The organism is Halostella limicola, from assembly GCF_003675875.1.
Lineage (GTDB): Archaea > Halobacteriota > Halobacteria > Halobacteriales > Natronoarchaeaceae > Halostella > Halostella limicola.
Window position 1 is genome coordinate 47530 of sequence record NZ_RCDI01000001.1, and the last position, 22317, is coordinate 69846.

General features: G+C 69.6%; 20 protein-coding genes. 11 read left to right on the forward strand and 9 right to left on the reverse strand.

Annotation, left to right across the window (positions count from 1 at the left end):
• Nucleotides 1-2: 2 nt before the first annotated feature.
• From D8670_RS01495 to rnz, 3 genes are all read right to left on the reverse strand, one after another.
• The gene (locus D8670_RS01495) at nucleotides 3-989 is read right to left on the reverse strand and encodes a tyrosine--tRNA ligase (RefSeq protein WP_121816336.1); all 987 of its coding nucleotides are present in this window, start codon (nucleotides 987-989) and stop codon (nucleotides 3-5) included.
• Nucleotides 990-1053: 64 nt separating this feature from the next.
• Complete coding sequence (locus tag D8670_RS01500) at nucleotides 1054-3033, reverse strand: DUF460 domain-containing protein (RefSeq protein ID WP_121816337.1); 1980 nt, start codon at nucleotides 3031-3033, stop codon at nucleotides 1054-1056.
• A gap of 44 nt (nucleotides 3034-3077) precedes the next feature.
• Nucleotides 3078-4007 carry a ribonuclease Z gene (rnz, locus tag D8670_RS01505; RefSeq protein WP_121816338.1) on the reverse strand — a complete coding sequence of 310 codons (930 nt, stop codon included), beginning with the start codon at nucleotides 4005-4007 and terminating at the stop codon, nucleotides 3078-3080.
• A 146-nt stretch (nucleotides 4008-4153) separates the two neighbouring features.
• On the opposite strand from rnz, the gene D8670_RS01510 reads away from it, so the two are divergent.
• Both D8670_RS01510 and D8670_RS01515 read left to right on the forward strand, forming a co-directional pair.
• Nucleotides 4154-5152 (forward strand): AAA family ATPase, encoded by a 999-nt coding sequence (locus D8670_RS01510; RefSeq protein ID WP_121816339.1) that lies wholly within the window; start codon nucleotides 4154-4156, stop codon nucleotides 5150-5152.
• Between the two features lie 244 nt (nucleotides 5153-5396).
• The gene (locus D8670_RS01515) at nucleotides 5397-5804 is read left to right on the forward strand and encodes a hypothetical protein (RefSeq protein ID WP_121816340.1); all 408 of its coding nucleotides are present in this window, start codon (nucleotides 5397-5399) and stop codon (nucleotides 5802-5804) included.
• Here D8670_RS01515 and D8670_RS01520 read toward each other — a convergent pair.
• Nucleotides 5796-6848 (reverse strand): methyltransferase domain-containing protein, encoded by a 1053-nt coding sequence (locus tag D8670_RS01520; protein WP_121816341.1) that lies wholly within the window; start codon nucleotides 6846-6848, stop codon nucleotides 5796-5798. The genes D8670_RS01515 and D8670_RS01520 overlap by 9 nt on opposite strands.
• A gap of 147 nt (nucleotides 6849-6995) precedes the next feature.
• On the opposite strand from D8670_RS01520, the gene D8670_RS01525 reads away from it, so the two are divergent.
• Nucleotides 6996-7556 (forward strand): TATA-box-binding protein, encoded by a 561-nt coding sequence (locus tag D8670_RS01525; protein ID WP_121816342.1) that lies wholly within the window; start codon nucleotides 6996-6998, stop codon nucleotides 7554-7556.
• A gap of 39 nt (nucleotides 7557-7595) precedes the next feature.
• Nucleotides 7596-7967 (forward strand): DUF7473 family protein, encoded by a 372-nt coding sequence (locus tag D8670_RS01530; protein ID WP_121816343.1) that lies wholly within the window; start codon nucleotides 7596-7598, stop codon nucleotides 7965-7967.
• Nucleotides 7968-7974: 7 nt separating this feature from the next.
• Here D8670_RS01530 and hisG read toward each other — a convergent pair whose 3' ends face one another.
• Together hisG and D8670_RS01540 are read right to left on the reverse strand one after the other, a co-directional pair.
• The gene (hisG, locus tag D8670_RS01535; RefSeq protein ID WP_121816344.1) at nucleotides 7975-8832 is read right to left on the reverse strand and encodes an ATP phosphoribosyltransferase; all 858 of its coding nucleotides are present in this window, start codon (nucleotides 8830-8832) and stop codon (nucleotides 7975-7977) included.
• 38 nt (nucleotides 8833-8870) lie between these two features.
• A complete protein-coding gene (locus tag D8670_RS01540) occupies nucleotides 8871-9449 on the reverse strand; it encodes a stage II sporulation protein M (RefSeq protein ID WP_162994115.1) in 579 nt (192 codons plus the stop codon).
• A gap of 108 nt (nucleotides 9450-9557) precedes the next feature.
• Between D8670_RS01540 and D8670_RS01545 the strand changes: the two genes are divergently transcribed.
• The 3 genes from D8670_RS01545 (at nucleotide 9558) to D8670_RS01555 (ending at nucleotide 13241) form a co-directional block, all read left to right on the forward strand.
• On the forward strand, nucleotides 9558-10856 hold the full coding sequence (locus D8670_RS01545; RefSeq protein ID WP_121816346.1) for an amidohydrolase: 1299 nt from the start codon (nucleotides 9558-9560) through the stop codon (nucleotides 10854-10856).
• Between the two features lie 241 nt (nucleotides 10857-11097).
• Nucleotides 11098-11742, forward strand: a complete 645-nt coding sequence (locus D8670_RS01550) for a hypothetical protein (RefSeq protein ID WP_121816347.1) — start codon at nucleotides 11098-11100, stop codon at nucleotides 11740-11742.
• A gap of 212 nt (nucleotides 11743-11954) precedes the next feature.
• On the forward strand, nucleotides 11955-13241 hold the full coding sequence (locus D8670_RS01555; RefSeq protein ID WP_121816348.1) for an adenosylhomocysteinase: 1287 nt from the start codon (nucleotides 11955-11957) through the stop codon (nucleotides 13239-13241).
• An 85-nt stretch (nucleotides 13242-13326) separates the two neighbouring features.
• Here D8670_RS01555 and D8670_RS01560 read toward each other — a convergent pair whose 3' ends face one another.
• Nucleotides 13327-14097: a PAS domain-containing protein gene (locus D8670_RS01560; RefSeq protein ID WP_162994116.1), complete on the reverse strand. Its 771-nt coding sequence runs from the start codon at nucleotides 14095-14097 to the stop codon at nucleotides 13327-13329.
• A gap of 73 nt (nucleotides 14098-14170) precedes the next feature.
• A complete protein-coding gene (locus tag D8670_RS01565) occupies nucleotides 14171-14413 on the reverse strand; it encodes a HalOD1 output domain-containing protein (protein ID WP_121817532.1) in 243 nt (80 codons plus the stop codon).
• A gap of 151 nt (nucleotides 14414-14564) precedes the next feature.
• Between D8670_RS01565 and D8670_RS01570 the strand changes: the two genes are divergently transcribed.
• Together D8670_RS01570 and hjc are read left to right on the forward strand one after the other, a co-directional pair.
• Nucleotides 14565-20030 carry a PAS domain S-box protein gene (locus D8670_RS01570; protein ID WP_121816350.1) on the forward strand — a complete coding sequence of 1822 codons (5466 nt, stop codon included), beginning with the start codon at nucleotides 14565-14567 and terminating at the stop codon, nucleotides 20028-20030.
• Nucleotides 20031-20070: 40 nt separating this feature from the next.
• Complete coding sequence (gene hjc / locus D8670_RS01575) at nucleotides 20071-20586, forward strand: Holliday junction resolvase Hjc (protein ID WP_121816351.1); 516 nt, start codon at nucleotides 20071-20073, stop codon at nucleotides 20584-20586.
• On the opposite strand, the gene D8670_RS01580 is transcribed toward hjc, so the two are convergent.
• Entirely contained in the window at nucleotides 20583-21221 is a 639-nt protein-coding gene (locus tag D8670_RS01580) for an SWIM zinc finger family protein (protein WP_121816352.1), read from the reverse strand. The genes hjc and D8670_RS01580 overlap by 4 nt on opposite strands.
• Before the next feature lie 210 nt (nucleotides 21222-21431).
• Here D8670_RS01580 and D8670_RS01585 point away from each other — a divergent pair, with 210 nt between their 5' ends.
• Together D8670_RS01585 and D8670_RS01590 are read left to right on the forward strand one after the other, a co-directional pair.
• Nucleotides 21432-21761, forward strand: a complete 330-nt coding sequence (locus D8670_RS01585; RefSeq protein ID WP_121816353.1) for a DUF7471 family protein — start codon at nucleotides 21432-21434, stop codon at nucleotides 21759-21761.
• Complete coding sequence (locus D8670_RS01590; protein WP_121816354.1) at nucleotides 21758-22270, forward strand: winged helix-turn-helix transcriptional regulator; 513 nt, start codon at nucleotides 21758-21760, stop codon at nucleotides 22268-22270. The genes D8670_RS01585 and D8670_RS01590 overlap by 4 nt, the downstream gene beginning before the upstream one ends.
• Nucleotides 22271-22317: the final 47 nt, after the last annotated feature.

The window sequence follows — 22317 nt, forward strand, 5'->3', positions numbered from 1 at the left end:
CGTCAGGACCGCAGTTTGTCGCGGCCCGGCTCGATCAGGCGGTCGAGGTAGTCTGCCAGCGCCGACTTCGCGTCCGCCGGGTGGAGTTCGCCGCTCTCCAGGTCGTCCGCGAGCGTCTCGTAGTCTTCGTACTCCAGATCGCCGCCGTACTCGTCGGGGCGCTCCACGACGACCTCCTCGAAGCGCGGGAACACGTGGTACTCGAAGATCTGGAGGACGGGGTTCTCGCGCTCGTTGCCCTCGTCGTCGGGCTCCGGGTCGCGCGTCGGGGGGCAGTACGCCGAGTTGACCTTCTCCTCCAGGTCCTCGGCGGAGTCCTCCATCGAGATGGTGACGCCCTCGCTGCTCGACATCTTCCCCTCGCCCGTCGTCAGGTCGGCGAGGATGGGCGTGTGGAGGCTCGTCGGCGAGTCGTAGCCCAGTTCCGGGAGGTTCTCCCGCGCGAGCATGTGGACCTTCCGCTGGTCCAGCCCGCCGACCGCGAGGTCGACGTCGAGGTACTCGATGTCCAGCGCCTGCATTAGCGGGTAGACGACGTGGCTCACCTTCGCCGTCTCGCCGCTCTGGATCTCGGCCATCGCGCGCTGGGCGCGGTTCAGCGTCGTCTCCACCTGCAGGGCGTGGAGGTCCAGTTCGTAGTCCTCGTCCGTCTGGTACGAGGAGCCGTAGACGAAGTCCGTCCGGTCCTCGTCGAGGCCGTACGCGATGAACTGCTCCTGCATCCTCTCGGCCGTCTCGCGGATCTCCTCGAACGTGCCCTTGTCGTTGAGGTAGGCGTGCACGTCCGCGAGCAGGACGGTGACCTCGAAGCCCGCCTCCTGCAGGTCGATGAGCTTGTTCGCGGTCAGCATGTGACCGATGTGGAGGACGCCGGAGGGCTCGTAGCCGACGTACGCCCGCTTGCCCTCGGGGTCCTCGGCCATCGCCTCCACCTCGTCCTCCGTGACCACCTCGGCCGCGTTCCGGGTGATCAGGTCGTACGTGTCCATACCGCCACGGAGTCGGAGCGAGGGTTTAGAGCCTACGGTGTTCACCCGAGCGGGAAGAAGGTCGCTAGTCGGACTCGCCGCGGTCCGCCCGGTGCTCGCTGATGAGGCGGTCGAGCTCCTCGGCCTTGCGCTCCTTGCGCCGCTCCTCCGCGCGGTCCTCCCAGTCGTCGATGACGGCCTCGACCTCGTTCTCGCGTGCGACCGCGAGCTCGTCGACCTCCTGCATGGTCACGTCGTCGGCCGGGCCGACCGGGATCTCGTGCTCGAACAGGATCTCGTCGGCGACGTCGGAGAGGTCGCCGCCGCTCTTGAGGACGACGCGGGGGTTCACCTCGGCGAGCTTCTCGGCAGTGCTCCGGCCCGCGCCGCTGGCGTCGCGCAGGTAGACCACGTCGTCCTCGGCGAGGCCGTACGCCTCGTCGGCGGCTTCGAGCGCGCCCTTGGTGAACTTCTCGACGGGCTTGACCGGGACGAGGTTCTTCTTCTCGGCGGCCACGTCGGAGAAGTTCGAGTGGTCGAGCTTCCACAGCTCCTTGAGCCGGTCGAGCTTCCCCTGAAGCTCCTCGTTGCGCTGGCGCTCTGTTTCGAGTTCGCGTTCGAGGCGCTCGGTCTCGCGTTCGAGGCGAGTCACCTCGCGGTCCTTGCGGACCTCGCGGCGTTCCTCGCTCCGGGCGGCGTCGAGTTTCCCCTCCAGTTCGTCGATGCGGGCGTCTTTCTCCTCGACGGTGTCGTTCAGGTCCTCGACGTGGTCCTGGAGGCGTTCGACCTGCCGTTCGAGGTCGCGGATGCGCTTCTCGTCGTCGGTGAGCTCGCGCGGGGTGTGCTCGGTGGTCTCCTCCTCGTCCTCGTCGGTCTCGGTGAGGTCGTCGATGACGGTCTCGACGGACTCCTCGCCGGCGAGGACGCGGGCGGTGATCTCGCCGCGGTCCATCCGCGGCGGCACCTTCCGGGCGATGCGCTCGAACTGGTCCCGATGGTCGTCGAACGCGAACAGCGCCGCGGCGACCGCGTCGCGCTCGTGGTCGTTGTCGTAGCCGACCTCGCGGGTGCGGTGTTGCTTCTCGTCGACCGGGAGGTCGGAGACGGGCGCCCACGCCGCGGCGTCGAAGCTCCGGCGGATCTTCTCGACGGTCTCGGGCATCGGCGTCACGTCCGCGGCGACGAGGATCGGCCGGCCGCGCTCGACGATCCACTCGATCACCTCGGCGGTGTCGGCCGTCCGGGTCGACAGCACGTCGAGGACGTTGCCGTCGAGGTCGACGACGCCGACGGCGGTGGTCGTGCCGGGGTCGATGCCGACGAGGACGTGGTCGCGGCGCTTGGCGAGCGGGCGGAACTCGATGCCGTCGCGGCGCACGCGCTCGATCTCGGTCCGGGTGTCGCCGTTGCGGCCGCGCGAGACGGGGATGTCCTGAGGTCGGGCCTTCACGCGGAAGACGGCGTTCGAGTACCCGCCGTACTTCTCCGTGACGTCCATCTCGTACTCCAGGCCCGCGTCGTCGAGTTCGGACTCGACCTCGCGGGCGCGACTGCGGACCGCGCCGTGGATCCGGCGGGTGTAGCGGTCCTGGCTCCATCCGCCCTTGCCGGTCGAGCGGCCGCGGGACACCTTCACCTCGGTCGTGTCCGTGAACGCGGACACCTCCTGCCCGACGTTGCGGGCGGCGAGGCGGGCCGCGGCCTCCGCCTCTTTCATCGGGTCCTTCCCGTACGGGACGCCGTGCCGGCTGGCGACCCGGGAGAGCGGCTCCGGCTGCTCCGCGCCAGTGACCTGAACGAGCCGCGTGCCGTCCGGGAGCGCTCCCAGGAAATGCACGAGCGCGTCCTTGTCCTCTGCGAGTTCGTACATGTTGTCGGTCGCGACGATGTCGGGCTCCTCGCTCTCGATGAGGCGACGGAGCTTCCGGTAGGTCACCACGTCGCGGTCGATCGAGTCGCCGTCGAAGACGACCAGCGCGTAGGAGGGAGCGTCGCCGCGGACGTCGCCGCTCTGCACGTCGACGCCGAATACGACCGTGTCCAGAGCACTCGTGCGGGTACTCACACCGCCGGGTAGGGGAGGGACGACTATAAAGAACCGGGCGGCGGCTACTCCCCGCCGGGGTAAGGGATCTCGACGGTCCGGCCGTCGTCCGGGACGAACGCCTCGCCGTCGAAGGCATCCCGGGCCTGCGCCTCGTGGTCGGAGACGTCGTTGGCGTACCGCGTGGAGATGTGGGTCATCGCGAGGCGTTTCGCGTTCGCCCGCGAGGCGATCTCGCCGGCCTGTCTGGCGGTCGAGTGGCCGGTCTGGCCGGCGCGCTCGGCGCGGTCCTCGGCGAACGTCGCCTCGTGGATCAGCAGGTCGGCGTCTTCGGCGACCTCGACGGTCGTCGCGGTCGGCCGGGTGTCGCCCGTGTAGACCACCTTGCGGCCTGGGCGGGGGTCACCGACGACCTGCTCCGGGCGCACGACAGTCCCGTCATCCAGTTCGACGGGGTCGCCGTCGTGCAGTCGCGAGAACTTCGGCCCGACGGGGACGCCGAGTTCCTCGGCCTTCTCGCGGTCGAACCGGCCCTTGCGGTCGTCCTCGACGAGCGCGTATCCGAGCGCCGTCGTGCGGTGGTCCACCTCGAAGGCGCGCACCTCGTAGTCGGACTGGGAGAGCGCGACGTCGCCGTCGCCGACCTCGTTGATCCGGACCCGAAACGACGGACGAGTGTTGGCCGCGTAGAGCAGGTCCTTCACCCCGGAGCGCGTCCCCTTCGGCACGTGGATGGCGAGCGGGTCCTCCCGGTCGTTGAAGTCGAGGGTCTGGATCAGGCCGGGAAGTCCCAGCACGTGGTCGCCGTGGAGGTGCGTGATGAAGAGATGAGAGATGGCAAAGCCCGTCCCGAAACGCATCATCTGGCGCTGGGTCCCCTCGGCGACGTCGAACAGCAGCCGGTCCCCCTCCCGGTTGACCATCAGGCTGCTGGGGTTGCGCTCCGTCGTCGGCACTGCCCCGCTGGTCCCGAGAAAGGTAACGCGCATCGTCATTGGCGTACCCTCGGCTCCGCTCCTGTAAACTCGTTCGGAATTCGGTCGGCGGAGGCGGGCGATCGACGAGTCCGCGCCGACGCGCGGGCGATCCCAACGGCCCGGAACCGACCGATTCTTACCCCTGACGGGACTACCGGGTGGTGATGGACGCGCCGCTGTGGACCGACACCTACGCCCCCGACCTCGCCGACCTGCCGCAGGACGACGTGCGCGAGTACCTGCAGAAGGCGGTCGACGAGCCGCTGAACCTCGTCGTCCACGGGCCGAAGGGCAGCGGCAAGACCGCCGCCGTGCGGGCGCTCGCCCGCGAGGTCCACGACGACCCCGACAACGACCTCGTCGAGATCAACGTCGCGGACTTCTTCGACCGGACGAAAAAGGAGATCAAGAACGACCCGCGCTTCGCCTCGTTCCTCGACGGCCGGAGCGGCATGGCGAAGCGGGACATGATCAACCACGTCCTCAAGGAGTCCGCGAGCTACGCCCCCGTCTCCGGGACGTACAAGACGGTCGCCCTCGACAACGCCGAGGGCATCCGCGTCGACTTCCAGCAGGCGCTTCGCCGCGTGATGGAGCGCCACCACAAGACGACGCAGTTCGTCATCACGACCCGGCAGCCGACCAAGCTCATCCCGCCGATCCGGTCGCGCTGCTTCCCCGTCCCGATGCGCGCGCCGACCGACGACGAGGTCGTCGCCGTCCTCGAAGGCATCGTCGAGAGCGAGGGCGTCGACTACGACGCCGACGGACTGGAGTACGTCGCCGGCTACGCCGACGGCGACCTCCGGCGCGCGATCCTCGCCGCCCAGACCACCAGCGAGGCCGAGGGCGAGGTCACGATGAACGCCGCCTACGAGACGCTCGGCGAGGTCGGCGCGGACGACCGGGTGAAGGAGATGCTGGACGACGCCGAAGCCGGTGAGTTCACCGACGCCCGGAGCACGCTGGACGACCTGCTCGTCGACGAGGGGTTCAGCGGCGAGGAGGTGCTCGACGACGTCCTCCGAGTCGCCCGCTCGCGCTACGGCGGCGACCGCCTCGCCGAGCTCCACCGCCTCGCCGGCGAGATCGATATGGATCTGGCCGAGGGGACGAACGACAGGCTGCACATCTCGCACTTGCTCGCGGAGATAGGGCGGTAAGCGGTCATCGGTTGGTCATCGGGCGGTCTACACCTTTTTGTACCAGACCACGGCCAGACGCCCCGTGACCTGATGCAGTGCCGCGGGGCGGCCGAGGCGGGTGCGCGACGACCCCTCCCGCGACTCGCGACGTCGCCTGTTCGTTTCACCGCCACCACACTTATCAGAAACATCTGCGAAGGCGAACTATGCCGAAAGCAGGCCGCCAGTACCCCCGTCGGCTGTCACGCCCGAGAGGCAGCGAATGACGGACGGTATCGCCACGACCGGGTCGGATGACGTATCGCTCCCCGACCGACTGGAACGGGTCGGAGTCGTCGTCGGGGCGACGCTCCTGCTCTCACTGCCGATGGGAGTCGTCGGATCCCATCTCCTCGCCGCCGGACAGCCAGCCTGGGTGGCGGGACCTCTGGTGTTCGCGCCCGGACTCGCCGTCGGTATTCTCGCCGCGACGGACCGAATTCCGGTCCCGTACGGTCAGATATGGTCGTTCTCGCTGGTGAGCTGGTTCGCGACGCTGGTACTGCTCAGCGTCGCGGGCTCGAACCAGCTGACGGCCGACCGCGACGTCGTTCTCGCGTCCTGGCTCGCCGGACTCCTCGTCGGCGTCGCCGTCGCCGGTCGCCGCGAACTGCGCGACCGCCTACTCTAACACCAGCACGTGCCGCGTCAGCGACCGGTGGACGCGGCGCTCGAACGACGACTCTATCTCCCAGCCCGCGTCGCGGGCGACGCCGGCCCACGAGCGGTCCGCGACCATGACCGTCCGGGGCGCGAGCCGCCGCGCCTCCGATAGCGCGCCGGCCACCAGGTCGTCCAGATCGTGGGTGGCGATCTTCGACTGGCGACCGTAGGGAGCGTCGAAGACGACCCCGTCCACGGTCCACGACCGTGGGCTCGACGAGCTACGCTCGTCGGCGTCGACCGAGCCGTCGGGGAACGGCAGGCGAGTCGCGTCGCCGCGGACGATCCCGAACTCGGCGCCGTCGCCGAGGAACGCGCGCAGGTTCTCCCGGCTTCCCCGGACCATGCGCCGCTGGGCGTCGTTCCCGAGGACGCGCGCGCCGACGAGGCCCGCCTCGATGAGGACGCCGCCGGTGCCACACATCGGGTCGAGGACGGTGCGGCCGGGGGCGGCCCCGGCGACGTTCGCGAGAGCGCGCGCGAGCAGCGGGTCCATGCTCCCGGGCTGGAAGAACGGCCGGTTCGTCGGCGTGCGGTCGCCGTAGTCCCGAACGCTCTCGGCGGTTAGCCACCCGAGGTAGCAGACGTCGGCCGCCTCGGCGTCGGCGTCGCCGGACGGCTCGCCGCGGGCGAAGAGGGCGCGGAGCTCGTGGTCGGGGTCGTCGAGGTCCACGTCGAACCCGCGGTCGACGAGGACGCCGCCGAGTTCCCGCTCCACGGCCTGCGTGTCGACGCCCGAGCTCCCCCGAACGTCGCGGGCGCGGACGGCGACCGTGCCGTCCCGGTCGAGCGACGACGCCGAGAGGAGGGCGCGAGCGCCGGCGACCGACGCGTCCGACCGCCCGAGCACCTCGCACGCGCGGTGGGTGTAGGCGAGCGTCCGCACACGGTCGGGGGCGAGCGCCGACGCCGTCGCGAGTCCGGGGCCGACGACGGAGACGCCGGTCGCCGCGCTGGCCGCCTCCCGCGCCGCGAACGCGTCGTCTTCGCCGCCGAGTTCCAGAACGTACACGCGAGAGCGTCCGAGAGGCGGAACAATCAGCGTGTTGGTTCGTCGCCGCCGACGGTTTAAGCGGCGTCCGCGGCGTGTCTCATAGGATACCTGTCAGCTTTCGGCACCAACCTTTATAAACCTTAAATACGTCTTTTAAGTCGATATATGGCTGATCCCAAGGAAACCATCAATATTGAAAACGTGGTGGCCTCGACGGGAATCGGACAGGAACTGGATCTCCAGAGCGTTGCGATGGACCTGGAGGGGGCCGACTACGACCCCGAGCAGTTCCCCGGACTCGTCTACCGCACCCAGGACCCGAAGTCTGCCGCGCTGATCTTCCGCTCGGGCAAGATCGTCTGTACCGGCGCGAAGTCGACCGACGACGTCCACGAGAGCCTGCGGATCGTCTTCGACAAGCTCCGCGAACTGGAGATCAACGTCAACGAGGACCCGGAGATCGTCGTCCAGAACATCGTCACGAGCGCCGACCTCGGGCGGAACCTGAACCTGAACGCGATCGCCATCGGGCTCGGGCTGGAGAACATCGAGTACGAGCCCGAGCAGTTCCCCGGTCTCGTCTACCGCCTCGACGAGCCGGAGGTCGTCGCGCTCCTGTTCGGCAGCGGGAAGCTCGTCATCACCGGCGGCAAGAAGCCCGAGGACGCCGAGCACGCGGTCGACAAGATCGTCTCCCGGCTCGAGGACCTCGGCCTGCTGGAGTAACATCGGCACGCACAACTCGGCGGGGTCGTAACGCCCGGTATGAACGCTCTCGCGCAGTTGGACCCGACCGCCGGAACGCCGGTCGCCGTCCTCGGCACGTTTCTCGCCGCCGTCGCGTTCTACTCGCTCACCGCCCACATCGCCGCGCGGTACGTGCTGGGCGACGTGCGAGCGCGGCGCGCGCTGCTGGTCGGCGTCGTCCCGGCGATCGTCTCGATCCTGCTCCAGCGGTACGGACCCGCGGTCACCATCGCGGTGACGCTGCTCGCCGACTTCTTCGCCATCCGGGGCGCGTACCGACTCGGGAACCGGCTTGCGGGGCTCGTCGCTCTCGCTCACTACACCGTGACCGTCATCCTCGGGATCACGGTGTACAACCTGATCGCGCTGCTCGGCACCGCGCCCGCCTGACCTCGCGTTACTCCACCAGACGCTCGATCTCGGTGACGAGGATGCCGCTCGCGCCCTGCTCTTTCACCTTCGTGATCGTCTCGAACACGTCGCGCTCGTCGACCACCGCGTGGACGGCCACCTTCTCGTCGCCGTTCTCGTCGGCGATGTCCATCACGGTCGGGCCGCCGAGCCCGGGGATCACGTCGCGCACGTCGTCTAAGCCGTCGCGCGGCACGTTCATCATCAGGTAGCGCTTGCCGTCCGCGGAGAGGACGGACTGGAACGCCGTCTCGGCCTGCTCGACCTTCGGGTCGTCGAGCACGTCGTCGCGGGCGATCAGGTGGACCGAGCTCTGGAGCACCTCGTCGATGATGGCGAGGTTGTTCACCTTCAGCGTCGTCCCCGTGGAGGTGATGTCGATGATGGCGTCGGCCATGTCGACGTGCGGAGTGAGCTCCGTCGCGCCGGTGACTTCGACGATGTCGGGCGAGACGCCGGTCGTCTCGAAGTACGTCCGCGCGACGTTCGGGAACTCCGTGGCGACGGTGCCGCCCTCCAGGTCGTCGACCGAGTCGATGCCGCCGTCCCGCGGCGCGGCGAGGACGAGGCGACAGCGGCCGAACTCCAGGTCGAGCAGTTCGACCACGTTGTCGGGGTCGGCCTCGCGGACCTGGTCGAGTCCGGTGATGCCCACGTCCGCCGCACCGTCGCTGACGTACTCCGGGATGTCGGCGGCCCGGGCGAACAGCAGGGTCACGTCGGGGTCGACGGTGTCGGCGTACAGCTTCCGGTCCGCGCCGTCGACGACGTGGAGGCCGGCGCGTTCGAGCAGCTCGATGGACGGGTCGTGCAGACGGCCCTTGTTGGGCACGGCGATGCGCATGGGCGGTCCGACGGGACCCGCGAGGAACTGGTTTTCGGTTAGGCGTACGCGGCCTCGACGAGCGCGAAGGTGACGTAGATCTCGACGAACGCGGCGACCGCGAGGACGAGCCACGCGGCGGCGACGAACCCGAGGGTCCGGCGCCACTCGTCGCGCGTCATGACCGACGACCGGCGGCCGGCGACGCGGGCTGCCGTCCGCGCGACGAGGCGGAAGGCGACCGCGCTGGCGGCGAACAGCGCCGGAAGTTCGAGGACGCCGTGGGGCGCGATGGCGAGGACGACGAACCCGAGCCCCTCCTGTGCGGCGGCGACGGCGCCGACGTACCCGAGCAAGATCCCGTTACCGAGCAGACCGACGGCGGTGATCAGCCCGAGCGTGAGCGCGCCGAGCAGGAAGACGACGAACGCCCGCGTGTTGTTGACGAGCAGGAACGACACGGACGGGTCGGACGGGAACACGCTCTGCCCGGAACCGAGACCGACCCTGGCGAACAGGTCGATCCCCCGCTCGGCGATGGCGACCCCGCCGACCGTCCCCAGGGCGAAGAGAACGATCGAGAAGAGGACGTACGACCGGTGTTCGCGGGCGGCGACCCGAAGCCACTGGAGGGACATACCGCCCCTGAGGGCGGCGCGGGGGATAAACGTCGGTCGTTCGGGCGCGGCGGGCCGGACGAACGCGTCCCGACACATTGACGCGGGAGGCCGGGAAACGTGGCGAGCATGACGACGACCCTGATAGCGGGCGGACAGGTGCTGCACCCCGACCTGACGGTGACGCGCGCGGACGTCCTCGTGGACGACGACAGCGGCGACATCGTCGCGGTCGGCGAGGACGTCGACGCCGACCCGGACGAGCGCCTCGACGCGAGCGACGGGCTGGTGATCCCCGGCCTCGTGAACGCCCATACGCACGTCGCCATGACGCTGCTGCGGGGGTACGCCGACGACAAGCCGCTCGACGCCTGGCTGCGGGAGGACATCTGGCCGGTCGAGGGCGCGCTGACCGCCGAGGACGTCCGCGCCGGCGCGGAGCTCGGCCTCGTCGAGATGATCAAGTCGGGCACGACGGCGTTCGCGGACATGTACTTCGAGGTGCCGGAGATCGTCGACGCCGTCGACGAGGCGGGACTTCGGGCCAGAGTGGGCCACGGCGTCGTCACGGTCGGGAAGGACGAGGACGCCGCAGTCGCCGACTTCGAGGAGTGTCTGGAGGTCGCCGCGGAGTACGACGGCGCGGCCGACGGGCGAGTGTCGACGGCCGTGATGCCCCATAGCCTCACGACCGTCGCCGACGAGTACCTCGTCGAGTACGTCGGCAAAGCCCGCGAGCGCGGGATCCCGCTGCACTTCCACGCGAACGAGACCGAGGACGAGGTCGACCCCATCGTCGACGAGCGCGGCGAGCGCCCGCTCGCCTACGCCGACGACCGGGAGATGCTGACCGGCGAGGACTTCCTCGCCCACGGCGTCCACGTCGACGAGTCGGAGATCGACCTGCTCGCCGAGCGCGGCAGCGCGGTCGTCCACTGCCCGGCGTCGAACATGAAGCTCGCGAGCGGGATCGCGCCGGTCCAGCGCATGCTCGACGCGGGCGTGACGGTCGCGCTCGGCACTGACGGCGCGGCGTCGAACAACGACCTCGACCTGTTCGACGAGATGCGCGACGCCGCGATGGTCGGGAAACTCGCCGCGGACGACGCCAGCGCCGTCCCCGCCGAGGCCGTCGTGGAGATGGCGACCCGCGGCGGCGCGGCCGCCCTCGGCGTCGACGGCGGCCGGATCGAACCCGGCGCGAACGCCGACCTCGCGGTGCTCGACCTCTCCGCGCCCCATCTCACGCCGCACCACGACCTCGTGAGTCACCTCGCCTACGCCGCGACCGGGAGCGACGTCCGCCACACCGTCTGCGACGGCCGCGTGCTGATGCGCGACCGCGAGGTGCTGACGCTCGACGAGGACGCAGTCAGGGAACGCGCCGAGCGGCACGCCGCCGAGGCCGTCGAGCGCGCGAGCGAGTAGGTCGGGGCGACGGGACCGGCGGGTCCGGCTCGTCGACAGGGTCGGGATCGGGTTCGCGCACCCTCGTTGCGGAAATAACCCCTGTCTCGCTCGAGTCTCTGACGACGGCAGTTGAACTCGCAGAGGAGTTTTTGAACGTTCTAACGGTTTCTGAACCTGTCTATCGACCGGTCGAACGAAGGGTGAACGGACTGAACGGGAGGGGGGGTTTATTCTCAACAGGGGTCATGTCTGGGTCGTGATGAACCGCAACAGACTCTTCGCACTGGTCGGCGTCGTCGTGCTGGTGCTGTCGGCCTTCGGGCCGGCAGTCGCCGCGGCGGACGCCTCGACCGCGAGCGCAGACGCGTCGTACTCCGTTTCCGCACTGAACGAGACGGACGACAACGAGACCGTCAACGACTCCGAGGAACTCAACGAGTCCGACGACAACGAGACCGTCGACGACAACGAGACGGTCAACGACTCCGACGAGCTCAACGAGACCAACGAGACGGTCAACGAGACGAACGAAACCAACGAGACGGAGAACGGCACCGACGCGTTCGGGCTGCAGGTGAACGCCTTCATCGAGAGTCTGAACGACACGAACCAGACGGGCCCGCGCGGGCTCCTGATCGCGGACTTCGTGGTCTCGAACAACCCGGGTAACGCGCCCGACCACGCTGGCCCGCCGGCTCACGCCGGCCCCGGCGGTGACGACAACGAGACCGACGACCGTCGCGGCGCGCCCGAAGACAGGGGCAACGACGGCGACCAGGGTCCGCCCGAGCACGCCGGTAACGACGGCGACGACGCCGACGACGGCGAAGAGGAAGAAGAAGACGGTGACGACGAGGAAGAGGGCGGTCCCGGCAACGGTAACGGGAACGCCAACGGTCACTAAGCGGTAACTCACACCCCCCCATCCACCCCACGTCCGGGTCGCTCTACCCCACCCCCTGCGACCCGGCTCACCCCTGACGCCGGTCCCCGCTCACCCCACCTCCACACCCCACCCCCTTTTCCACCCCCTCACCCGGTCACTGGCGAGACTCGTCGCAGCCGAGACCGAGAAGGTTCGGTAGCGTTTTCCCGCCGGTCGCCCTCTTGGCGTACATGACAGAGGGCTACCCCCCTATCAGCGAGCAACTCGACGACGTAGCGACCGCTCGCGAGGACGGCCGACGCAAGATGGACTGGGCGCGCCAGCACATGCCGATCCTCGACGCGCTCCGCGAGGAGTACGTCGACGAGCAGCCGTTCGCGGGCGAGCGCATCGGCATGGCGATGCACGTCGAGGCGAAGACCGCGACGCTCGTCGAGCTGTTCGCCGAGGGCGGCGCGGAGGTCGCCATCACCGGCTGCAATCCGCTGTCGACCCACGACGACGTGAGCGCGGCGCTCGACGCCCACGACAACATCACGAGCTACGCCAAGCGCGAGGTCGACGACGAGGAGTACTACGCCGCCATCGAGGCGGTCATCGACCACGAGCCGACCGTCACGGTCGACGACGGGATGGACCTGGTCGCCGCGATCCACGAGGACTACCCCGAGCTCATCGACTCCATCGTCGGCGGGTGCGAGGAGACGACCACGGGCGTCCACCGCCTCCGCGCGATGGACGAGGACGGGGCGCTCGAGTACCCCGTCTTCGCCGTCAACGACACGCCGATGAAGCGCCTGTTCGACAACGTCCACGGCACCGGCGAGTCCTCGCTGGCGAACATCGCCATGACGACGAACCTCTCGTGGGCCGGCAAGAACGTCGTCGTCGCGGGCTACGGCTACTGCGGCAAGGGCGTCGCGAAGAAGGCCGCCGGCCAGAACGCGAACGTCATCGTCACCGAGGTCGAGCCCCGCCGCGCGCTGGAGGCGCACATGGAGGGCTACGACGTGATGCCGATGGCCGAGGCCGCCGAGGTCGGCGACGTGTTCATCACGACGACCGGCAACCGCGACGTGGTCACGGAGGACCACTTCCCGAAGATGAAAGACGGCGTCCTGCTCGCTAACGCCGGCCACTTCGACATCGAGATCGACCTCGACGCGCTCTCGGACCTCGCCGTCGACGAACGCGAGGCCCGCGACGGCGTCCACGAGTACGAACTGGAGGACGGCACCCGCCTCAACGTCCTCGCCGAGGGTCGGCTCGTCAACCTCGCCAGCCCCATCGCGCTCGGCCACCCCGTCGAGGTCATGGACCAGAGCTTCGGCGTTCAGGCCGTCGCCGTGCAGGAACTCCTAGAGAACGGCGACGCGTACGACGCCGGCGTCCACGAGGTGCCCGACGAGCTCGACCGCGAGGTCGCCGAGATCAAGCTCGACGCGGAGGGCGTCGAGTACGACGAGCTGACGGGCGAGCAGCGCGAGTACATGGACTCCTGGCAGCACGGAACGTAAGCGGCCGGTTCGCCGGCTCGGAGCGCCGGCGGACGAGAACGCTTCCCGGCCCGCAGTTCGCATTCAGCGTACCGACGCGGAGTCGCTACTCACCGCCGTCGTCGGCGCCGTACGCGGTGAACACCAGGCTCCCGTCGTCGAGCCCGACGATGCAGGTCCGCGTCGGCGTCGTCTCGCCGCCCCTCCGGCGCTCCGCGCAGCGGCCGGTCCACCGCCAGCCCGACTCGATAGACGGGAGCGCCGCCGACTCGATGTGTTCGACCGCATCGTCCGCGTACGCGTCGCGCCACGGCCGCCCGACCAGTTCGTCGGGGTGGTAGCCGAGCCGCGTCGCGTACACCCGGTTGACGAACCGGAAGTCGCCGTCCGGACCGGCGACCGCGATGCCGTCGCGGGCCGCCTGTACGCCGACGAGAAGTCGCTGCAGCGCCCTCGTCGCCCGGCGGGGTTCAACCATCCCCCGGATGCGGCGCCGCAGGAGGGCGTCGGCCGCCGGAGCGTCCCGCGACAGGAAGTCGGTTCGCTCGTCGTCGAGCACCGCCTCGGTGAGCGCCGGGGCGGGGTCGTTCGCGTGGAGCAGAAACGGGACCTCCGGGTCGCGTTCGCGGAGGTCGTCGAGGAACTCCGTGGCCGTCACGTCCCCCAGTTCGTCACCGCTGACGACGCAATCCACCTCACCGACGTGACAGAGCGCAGCGGCCGAGGTTCCCGTGACCGGGGTGAACTCGTCGTCGCCGAGAGCGGCTTCGATATCGGCGAGGCCGCTCTCGTCGCCGTCGACGCAGAGTACGGTGACCGGCGACGCCGAAGCGTCTGGATCCGGGACCAGCCGCTCCAGCCCGGTGGCTCGTCTCACGGGTTCCTCCCGGCGCATCGGGCGCCGAGGCCGGGCGCGCCGTCCGTGCCGCGTGCGGTGTCGGTCCCGACCATTACCCCTGCGAGCCCGCCTCGGCGACGGAAACGGTCCCGTCGCCTCGCACTTCGACGACGTGGCCCGCGTACTCGAACCGGGCGCACGCGCCCGGAGCGTCCAAAACCGTTTCGAGCGCGTCCGGGTCGACGGTCCGATACAGCGGCGGCAACTCGTTCGGGGAGGTACCGACCGCGTCGGCGACCGCCTTCACGACGCGCGTCACCGCGCCCTCGTCGCGAGCGAGCGTAGTTCGTTCCATGTCGTCCACGACGACGACCGGACGTGCAATGCCGTTACTTTCTATATGTATAACCCCACCCCCGCGTGGGCGCAATAACGATTAGGGACATCACCCGTTGAGGGCCTGAGCGGCCCCGGAAGTAATTATCGTACAGTCCGTACCGTCGGCAATGACTCCGCCAGAGATCCCGTCGACGGTGGACGTCGGCGTGGGGCTCACACAGGCGATGCAGCCGGGAGAGCCGTTTCCCGCGGTCGCCGGGATGCTGTTGTTCGGACTTGTCGGTATGGTCGTCAAGGGTGACCCGGAGAGCGCCATCGCGACCCTGACGCGGAAAGTAGAGCAGATCCGGGCCGGGGACTACGACGTCGACCTGTCCATCGACCGGGACGACGAGGTCGGCCGCCTGTACGAGGCGGTCGACGCGCTCGTGAACACCCTCCGGGCGCGGGAGCGGGCGCTCCGGCGGCAGCGACGGCTCCTCCGGGCCGAGCGCGAGCGCGCGTCGTCGCTGTTCGAGAACACGACCGACTGCGTGGCCCACGTGGACCTGACGGACGACGACGTGCTGGTCCGGGAGGTCAACGAGCGGTTCGAAGAGGTGTTCGGCTACGACGGTGAGGCGATCGAGGGCGAGTCGATCATCGACCTCGTCGTGCCGGAGGGCAAACTCGAGGAGTCGCGGGAGATGCGCCGAGAGATCCGAAAGGAGGAGAACGCCATCGACCGGGAAGTGGTGCGGGAGACGGCCGACGGGACCGGCAACTTCCTGTTCCGGTTCGTCCCCATCAACGGGGACCGGACGGGACCGCCCGACGAGGGGTACGCCGTCTACACCGACGTCACCGAGCGCAGGGAGCGCGAGCGCGAACTGGAGCGCTACCGGGAGTACACCGACCACGTCCTCGACGCCGTCGACGACGTGTTCTACGTGCTCGACGCCGAGGGGAACGTCCGGCGCTGGAACGAGCGACTGAACGGGGTCACCGGGTACACGGACGAGGAGATAGAGGGGATGCACGCCGCCGACTTCTTCGACGACCCCGATCGGGAACGGGTCGCGGAGGCGGTCGAGACGGCGTTCGAGACCGGGCGTACCCGCATCGAAGCGTCCTACCGGACCAAGGACGGTGAGCGCGTCCCGCACGAGTTCGTCGCGACCCCGGTCACGGATCCGGAGGGGGAGCCGATCCTAGTCGGGATCGGTCGCGACATCACGGAGCGCAGGGAGCGCGAGCGCGAACTCGAACTCAAGGACAGGGCGATCGAGGCCGCCCCGATCGGCATCACCATCACGGAGGGCGAGGACGGCGACAACCCGATCGTCTACGCGAACGAGGGGTTCGAACGGGTGACCGGCTACGCCGAGGAGGAGGCGCTGGGGCGCGACTGCCGGTTCCTGCAGGGCGAGGAGACGGCGGACGCGCCGGTCGAACGGCTGCGCGAGGCGATCGAGGCCGACGAGTCCGAATCGGTCGAGCTCCGCAACTACCGGAAGGACGGAACGGCGTTCTGGAACCGGGTGAGCGTGGCGCCGGTCGAGGACGAGGCGGGCGAAGTGACCCACTTCGTCGGGTTCCAGGAGGACGTCACGGACCGGAAGGAGAAAGAGCGCAGGCTGCGCGAGCGCGAGCGCGAACTCGAACGCCACAGGGAGTACACCGACGAGATCCTGGACGCCATCGACGACGTGTTCTACGTGCTCGACGCCGAGGGGCACTTCCGCCGCTGGAACGAGAGCTTCACCGAGGTGACGGGGTACGACGACGAGGCGGTGGCCGAGATGAACGCCGCGGAGTTCTTCGAGGAGTCCGACCGCGAGCGGATCTGGGAGGCGACCGCGACGGCGTTCGAGACGGGGAGCGAGCGCGTCGAGACGGAACTGGTGACGAACGACGGGGAGCGGATCCCCTACGAGTTCATCGGGACGGCGCTCCGCGACCCCGACGGGAACCCGGTGCTCGTCGGCGTCGGCCGCGACGTCTCGGAGCGCAAGGAGCGCGAGCGAGAACTCGAACGGTACGAGACGATCATCCAGGCGGTCGGCGACCCGGTGTACGCCCTCGACGGGGAGGGGTACTTCGAATTCGTCAACGACGCGATCGAACCGCTCACCGGCTACGAACCGGACGACATGATCGGCGAGCACGTCTCGACGGCGATGACCGACGAGGACCTCGCCGAAGCGCGCGAGCTGACCCGCGAGTTACGCGCCGACGACGACGCCTTCTACCGGGCGTTCGAGATGGACCTCCAGACCGCCGACGGCGGCGCGGTCGAGACGGAGAACCACGTTGCGCTGCTGCCGGACGACGACGGGGAGTTCGCCGGGACAGCAGGTATCGTCCGCGACATCACGAAACGGAAGCGGCGCGAGCGGCAGCTCCGTGAGGCGAACGAGCGCCTCGGCGCCATCGTCGGGGCGTCGCCGGCGGCGCTTGTCTCGACGGATCTGGAAGGCAACGTCGACCTCTGGAACCCCGCCGCCGAGCGCATCTTCGGCTGGAGCGCTGACGAGGTACAGGGCGTCCGGCTCCCCATCGTCCCGGACGACAGGGAGAACGAGTTCGCCGAGGTGCGCGAGCGGATCGATGCCGGCGAGGTCGTCACGGGAATGGAGACCAAGCGGCGGACCAGAGACGGGACGCTCGTCGACGTCAGCCTCTCGGCCGCGCCGTTGCGCGACTCCGACGGCGAGGTCGCGGGGCTGGTCGCCGCGATCGAGGACGTCTCGAAGCGCAAGGAGCAGGAGCGCGAACTGGAGCGGACCAAGGACCTGCTCGAACAGGCGCAGCGGCTGGCCGCCGTCGGGGGCTGGGAGCTGGACGTCAGGGAGGACCGGCCGACCGTGGCGTGGACGGACGAGCTGTACGAGATATTCGACGTCCCGCCCGGCACGGACGTCGCGCTCGACGAGGCGCTGAACCTCTATCACCCCGACGACAGGGACGCCATCGAAGACGCCGTCCGGACGGCCACCGAGTCGGGCGAGAGCTACGACGTCGAGGCACGGATCATCACCCGGTCGGGCGAGGAGCGGTGGGTCCGGTCGATCGGCGAACCGATAGTCGACGGCGACGAGGTCGTCGAACTCCGCGGGTCGGTGCAGGACATCACCGACCGGAAGCGGCGCGAGCACAAGCTGGAGCGGACGTCCGAACTGCTCGAACAGTCCCAGCGGATCGCGGAAGTGGGCGGCTGGACGGTCGACGTGACGGACGAACCGGAGAACCGTCTGACGGAGTGGACCGAGAAGATGTTCGACATCTTCGAGCTGTCGAGGGACGGACCGCTGCTGGTGGAGAAGGCCCTCGAGTACTACCACCCGGACGACCGCGACGAGCAGCGCGAGGCCGTCGAGCGGGCGATAGAACGCGGCGAGGCGTGGGACCGCGAGGCGCGGCTGATCACCGCCGCGGGGAACGAGCGGTGGGTCCGGACGGCCGGCGAGCCGGTCGCCGAGGACGGCGAGGTGCGGCGGCTCTACGGCGCCGTGCAGGATATCACGGAGCGCAAGGAGCGCGAGGCGGAGCTGGAACGGACGAAGAACCTCCTGCAGCAGGCGGGACGCATCGCGAAGTTCGGCGGCTGGGAGCTCGACTTGCGGAGCGACCCACCGGAGATGACGTGGGACGACGAGCTGTACCGGATCCACGGCGTGTCGTCGGGCACGGAGATAGACCTCGGGTCGACGCTCGAACTCTACCACGACGACGACAGGGACTTCATCGAGCGGAAGTTCCACGACGCGATCGAGACGGGCGAGGGGTACGACATGGAGGTCCGCCTCTCCGCGACGGGGACGGACACCCGGTGGGTGCGCGCCATCGGTGAGCCCGTCTTCGATGACGGCGAGGTCGTCAAGCTCCGGGGGTCGGTGCAGGACATCACCGAACAGAAGGAGCGCGAACTGGCGCTCCGCTCGCTCCACGACACCGCCCGCGGCCTGCTCAACACCGAGGCGGCCCCAGAGGTGGCCGAACTGGTGGTCGACGCCGCCGAGGACGTCGTCGACGTGGCGGGCGTCGGCATCTACCTGTTCGACGGCGAGGCGACGGGGCTCGAACGGGTCTCCTGCAGCAGCGCCTTCACGAGCGTCTGCTGCGGCGAGGAAGTGGTGACGGCCGGCGACATGGACTCCCCGCTCTGGGACTCGTTCGTCACGAACACGCAGACGGTCGTCGACGACCCAGCCTCGTTCGACGGGTCCACCCTGTTCGACGACGAGGTTGACGAGGCGCTGCTGGTGCCGCTCGGGGACCACGGCGTCGTCGTCGTCGCGGCCGCGGAGCCGATAGACGAGGGGACGCGGCGGCACGTCGAGACGCTCGCCGCGACGACGGAGGCCGCGTTCGACCGCCTGGAGAGCGAGGAGAGCCTCCGGGAGCGCGACGAGGAACTGGAGGCGCAGAACCGGCGGCTCCGGCGCCAGATCCAGATCAACGAGATCATCCGGTCGATCGACCAGTCGCTCATCGGCGCGGAGAGCCAGGAGGAGATAGAGCGGACCGTCTGCGAGCGGCTCGTCGCGAGCGAGGACATCGAGTTCGCGTGGATCGGCGGCCCGGACGTCGCCGGGAGCGAACTCCGGCCGCGGGCGAGAGCCGGCGGCGACAAGGAGTATCTGGAGGCGGTGTTGCTGGACCTCGACGACCCCTCGCCGGAGCCCTCGGTCGGCGCGGCGACGACGGAGGAACCGGCGGTCGTCCGGAACGTCGTCGACCGGCTGAAAGAGGAGCCCTGGCGAAAGGACGCGCTTTCCCGGAACTTCCACTCGATCGTCGCCGTCCCGCTCTCGGTCGACGAGTACTCGTACGGGGTCCTCACGGTGTACGCCGACGAGCCCAACGCCTTCGGCGATCTGGAGTGTGAAGTGTTCGCAGAGCTCGGCGAGAGCATCGCGAACTCCATCACCGCGGTGAAGACCCGGCAGGCGCTGTACGCCGACGCCCACCTGGAGCTCACGCTGCGGCTCGACGCCTCGGACGCCCTCCTGTCGCGGATCGCGCGGGCGGCCGACTGCGAGGTCGAGTACGAGGGGATGGGCACGCACGCGTCCGACGAGACGCGGCTGTTCTTCTCGACGACCGGCGCGGACGCCGACGCGGTACAGCGCGTGCTCGACGACCTAGTCTCCGTCGAGGAGAGCCGGCTCATCAGCGAGGGCGACGACCGCTGCCTCTTCGAGGCGACCGTCTCCCGCGACCTGATCGCGTCGCGGCTCGTCCGCCACGGCGGCAGCCCGCGGTCGATGCGCGCGGACGCCGACGGCATGGAGGTGGTCGTCGACGTGCCGACGACGACCGACGTCCGGGAGTTCATCGGGATGCTCCGGGACGCGTATCCGAGCGTCGAGCTCGCCGCCCGCCGCGACGTCCAGCGGGCGACCCACACCCGTCGGGACCTCGTGCGGTCGCTGTTCGAGAACCTGACGGACAGGCAGCTGGAGGTGCTGCGGACCGCCTACTTCAGCGGGTTCTTCGAGTGGCCGCGGGAGAGCACGGGCGAGGACGTCGCCGAGATGCTCGGGGTGTCTCAGCCGACCGTCAACCGCCACCTGCGGCTCGGCCAGGGCCGCCTCCTCGAACAGCTGTTCGACGACGAGGAGTCGGCGCTGACCGCGGACGGCGACTAGGTCAACTCATTTAAGCGGGTGGGGAAGAGACCGTCGGTCGATGTCGAACGCGAAGGGCGACCGGCGGGAGCGAGAGCTCGTGAACAAGCTCGACGAGGCGGGCTTCGCCGTGATGCGCGCCCCGGCCAGCGGGAGCGCGACGGAGCGGGAGCTCCCGGACGTGCTGGCGGGCGACGGCGAGACGTTCTACGCCGTCGAGGCGAAGTCCAGCGCCGGCGACCCCATCTACCTCACCGGCGAGGAGGTCGAGGCGCTCGTGTACTTCTCGCAGAACTTCGGGGCGAAACCGCGCGTCGGGGTGCGGTTCGACCGCGAGGACTGGTACTTCTTCCACCCCGGCGACCTCTACCGGACGGACGGCGGGAACTACCGGGTGAAACTGGAGACGGCGCTGTCGGACGGGACGGACTTCGCCGAGTTCACCGGCGAGTCGGAGAAGGTGACGCTCGACGAGGTGGGCGAGGACCCGGGCCCCGACCAGCGGGTGCTGGACGTGCTCGAAGCCGTGAAACGCGGCGACGTGTCGGTAGAGGAGGCGGCCGAGATGCTCGACTAGTCGACCCGCTCCAGGCGAGAGCGCGGGAACGAGTAGACGCGGAGCGCCTCGGGCGTCGGGCCGTCCTCACCGATCTCCACGGACTGCGGGTAGACGACGCCGATCACGGGGTCGTCGCCGTCGTAGTCGCGGTTCGACGGGTACTCCGCGACGGTGTAGACGGAGTTCTCGACGGCCACCTCGTCGGCGCGCCTCCCGGAGACGGCGACGACCGTCAGGAAGTCGCCCGTCTCGCGGTCGATCATGCGGTCGCCCAGTCGGACGGCGTGGTCCTCGCAGAGCGTCGGGTCCGTCGCGTCGCGGTCGACGAAGGCGGTCTCGCCGCAGACGGCGCAGTCGTCGACGACCTTCCCGGGCGGCGGCACGCGCCCCTCGTTGACCTCGATAGCGACGCGGCGGAGGTGTTTGCACCGCTCGCCGCGGATGCCGTGGTCCGGGCAGGTGCAGCGCCCGGCCGGGAGGTTGACGTGGTACGTGTTGCCGCTCTCGCTCTCGACCTCGTAGAGCTCGGTGCCGAAGGCGGCGACCGACATCTGTTCGGTGCGCGCTCGCAGCGACCGCTCGTCGAGTTCCGCGCCGCGGGGAACGTCGAGCGTCGCTTTCGATGACGCGGCTGTGTTTTCGGTGTGCGTCATGGGTTATCTTCGGGATGCCGAAACGCCGGTATCCGGCGCGTTGGTGCGGTCCCGTGCCCGTTCTTGGGGTTCTGTACGGGTAAGTGTTTCACGTACGTGGATCGACACGACCGCGCGCGGAGGGGTCGCCGGCCGCGACCGATTCGGCAAGTCCGGCGAACCCGGCAGGCAAGCGCAACGCTAACGCCCGCGAGGATCGTAGCCGGGGCCATGAGAGCGCTCCACGCCTCGCCGACCGCGGGCGATCCGGCGCTGGTCGCCGTCCTGACGCTCGCCGGCCTCGGGTCCGCCGTCGTCCTCGGCCTCGGGCTGGCGGCGTTCGCGCGGCGGCGGTCGGCCTCGTACCTGCTCGTCGCGCTAGCCGTCGCCACGCTCGTCGCCCGGACGGCCGTCGCCGCGCTGACGATGGCCGGCGTCGTCCCCGACGCGTCCCACCACCTCTCCGAGCACGCGCTGGACGTGCTGATGGTCGCGCTGGTGATCGCCGCCGTGTACCGCGCGCGAACGACCGCGCCCGACGTCCGGGGGGAGGAAGCGTGAGCGAGACGCGAGCCCGCATCGAACGGCGGATCGGCGAGGACCCCGGCGTCCACTTCAACGAGCTGGTCCGGGCGCTCGATCTCGCCCCCGGTCAGGTCCAGTACCACGTCGGCCGGCTGCTCGACGCCGGTCGCCTCGACCGCGAGCGGCTGTACGGGCGGACCCACTACTTCCCGCCGGAGACCGACGAGTGGGAGCGCGGCGCGCTCTCGCTGTGTCGGCGGGAGACGGCGCGAGACGTGCTCGCGTCCCTCATCGTCTCCGGCCCCCAGCGGCCGGCGGCCGTGGCCGACGACCTGGGCGTTGCCCGGAGCACGCTGGAGTGGCATCTCGACCACCTCGTCGAGCAGGGCGTCGTCCGGAAGGAGCGCGACGACCGCGGGCGGGTGACGCTCGTCCTCGCGCGGCCGACGGAGACCGCGCGACTCCTCGACGCCGTCTCGCCCTCGCTGCCGGAGCGCATGGTCGACCGGTTCACCCGGCTCGTCGACGACCTGTTCGCCGAGTAGGGCGTGCTCGACCGGCCTTCGAAGCGCTTTTGCCCGCCGCGAGTCAG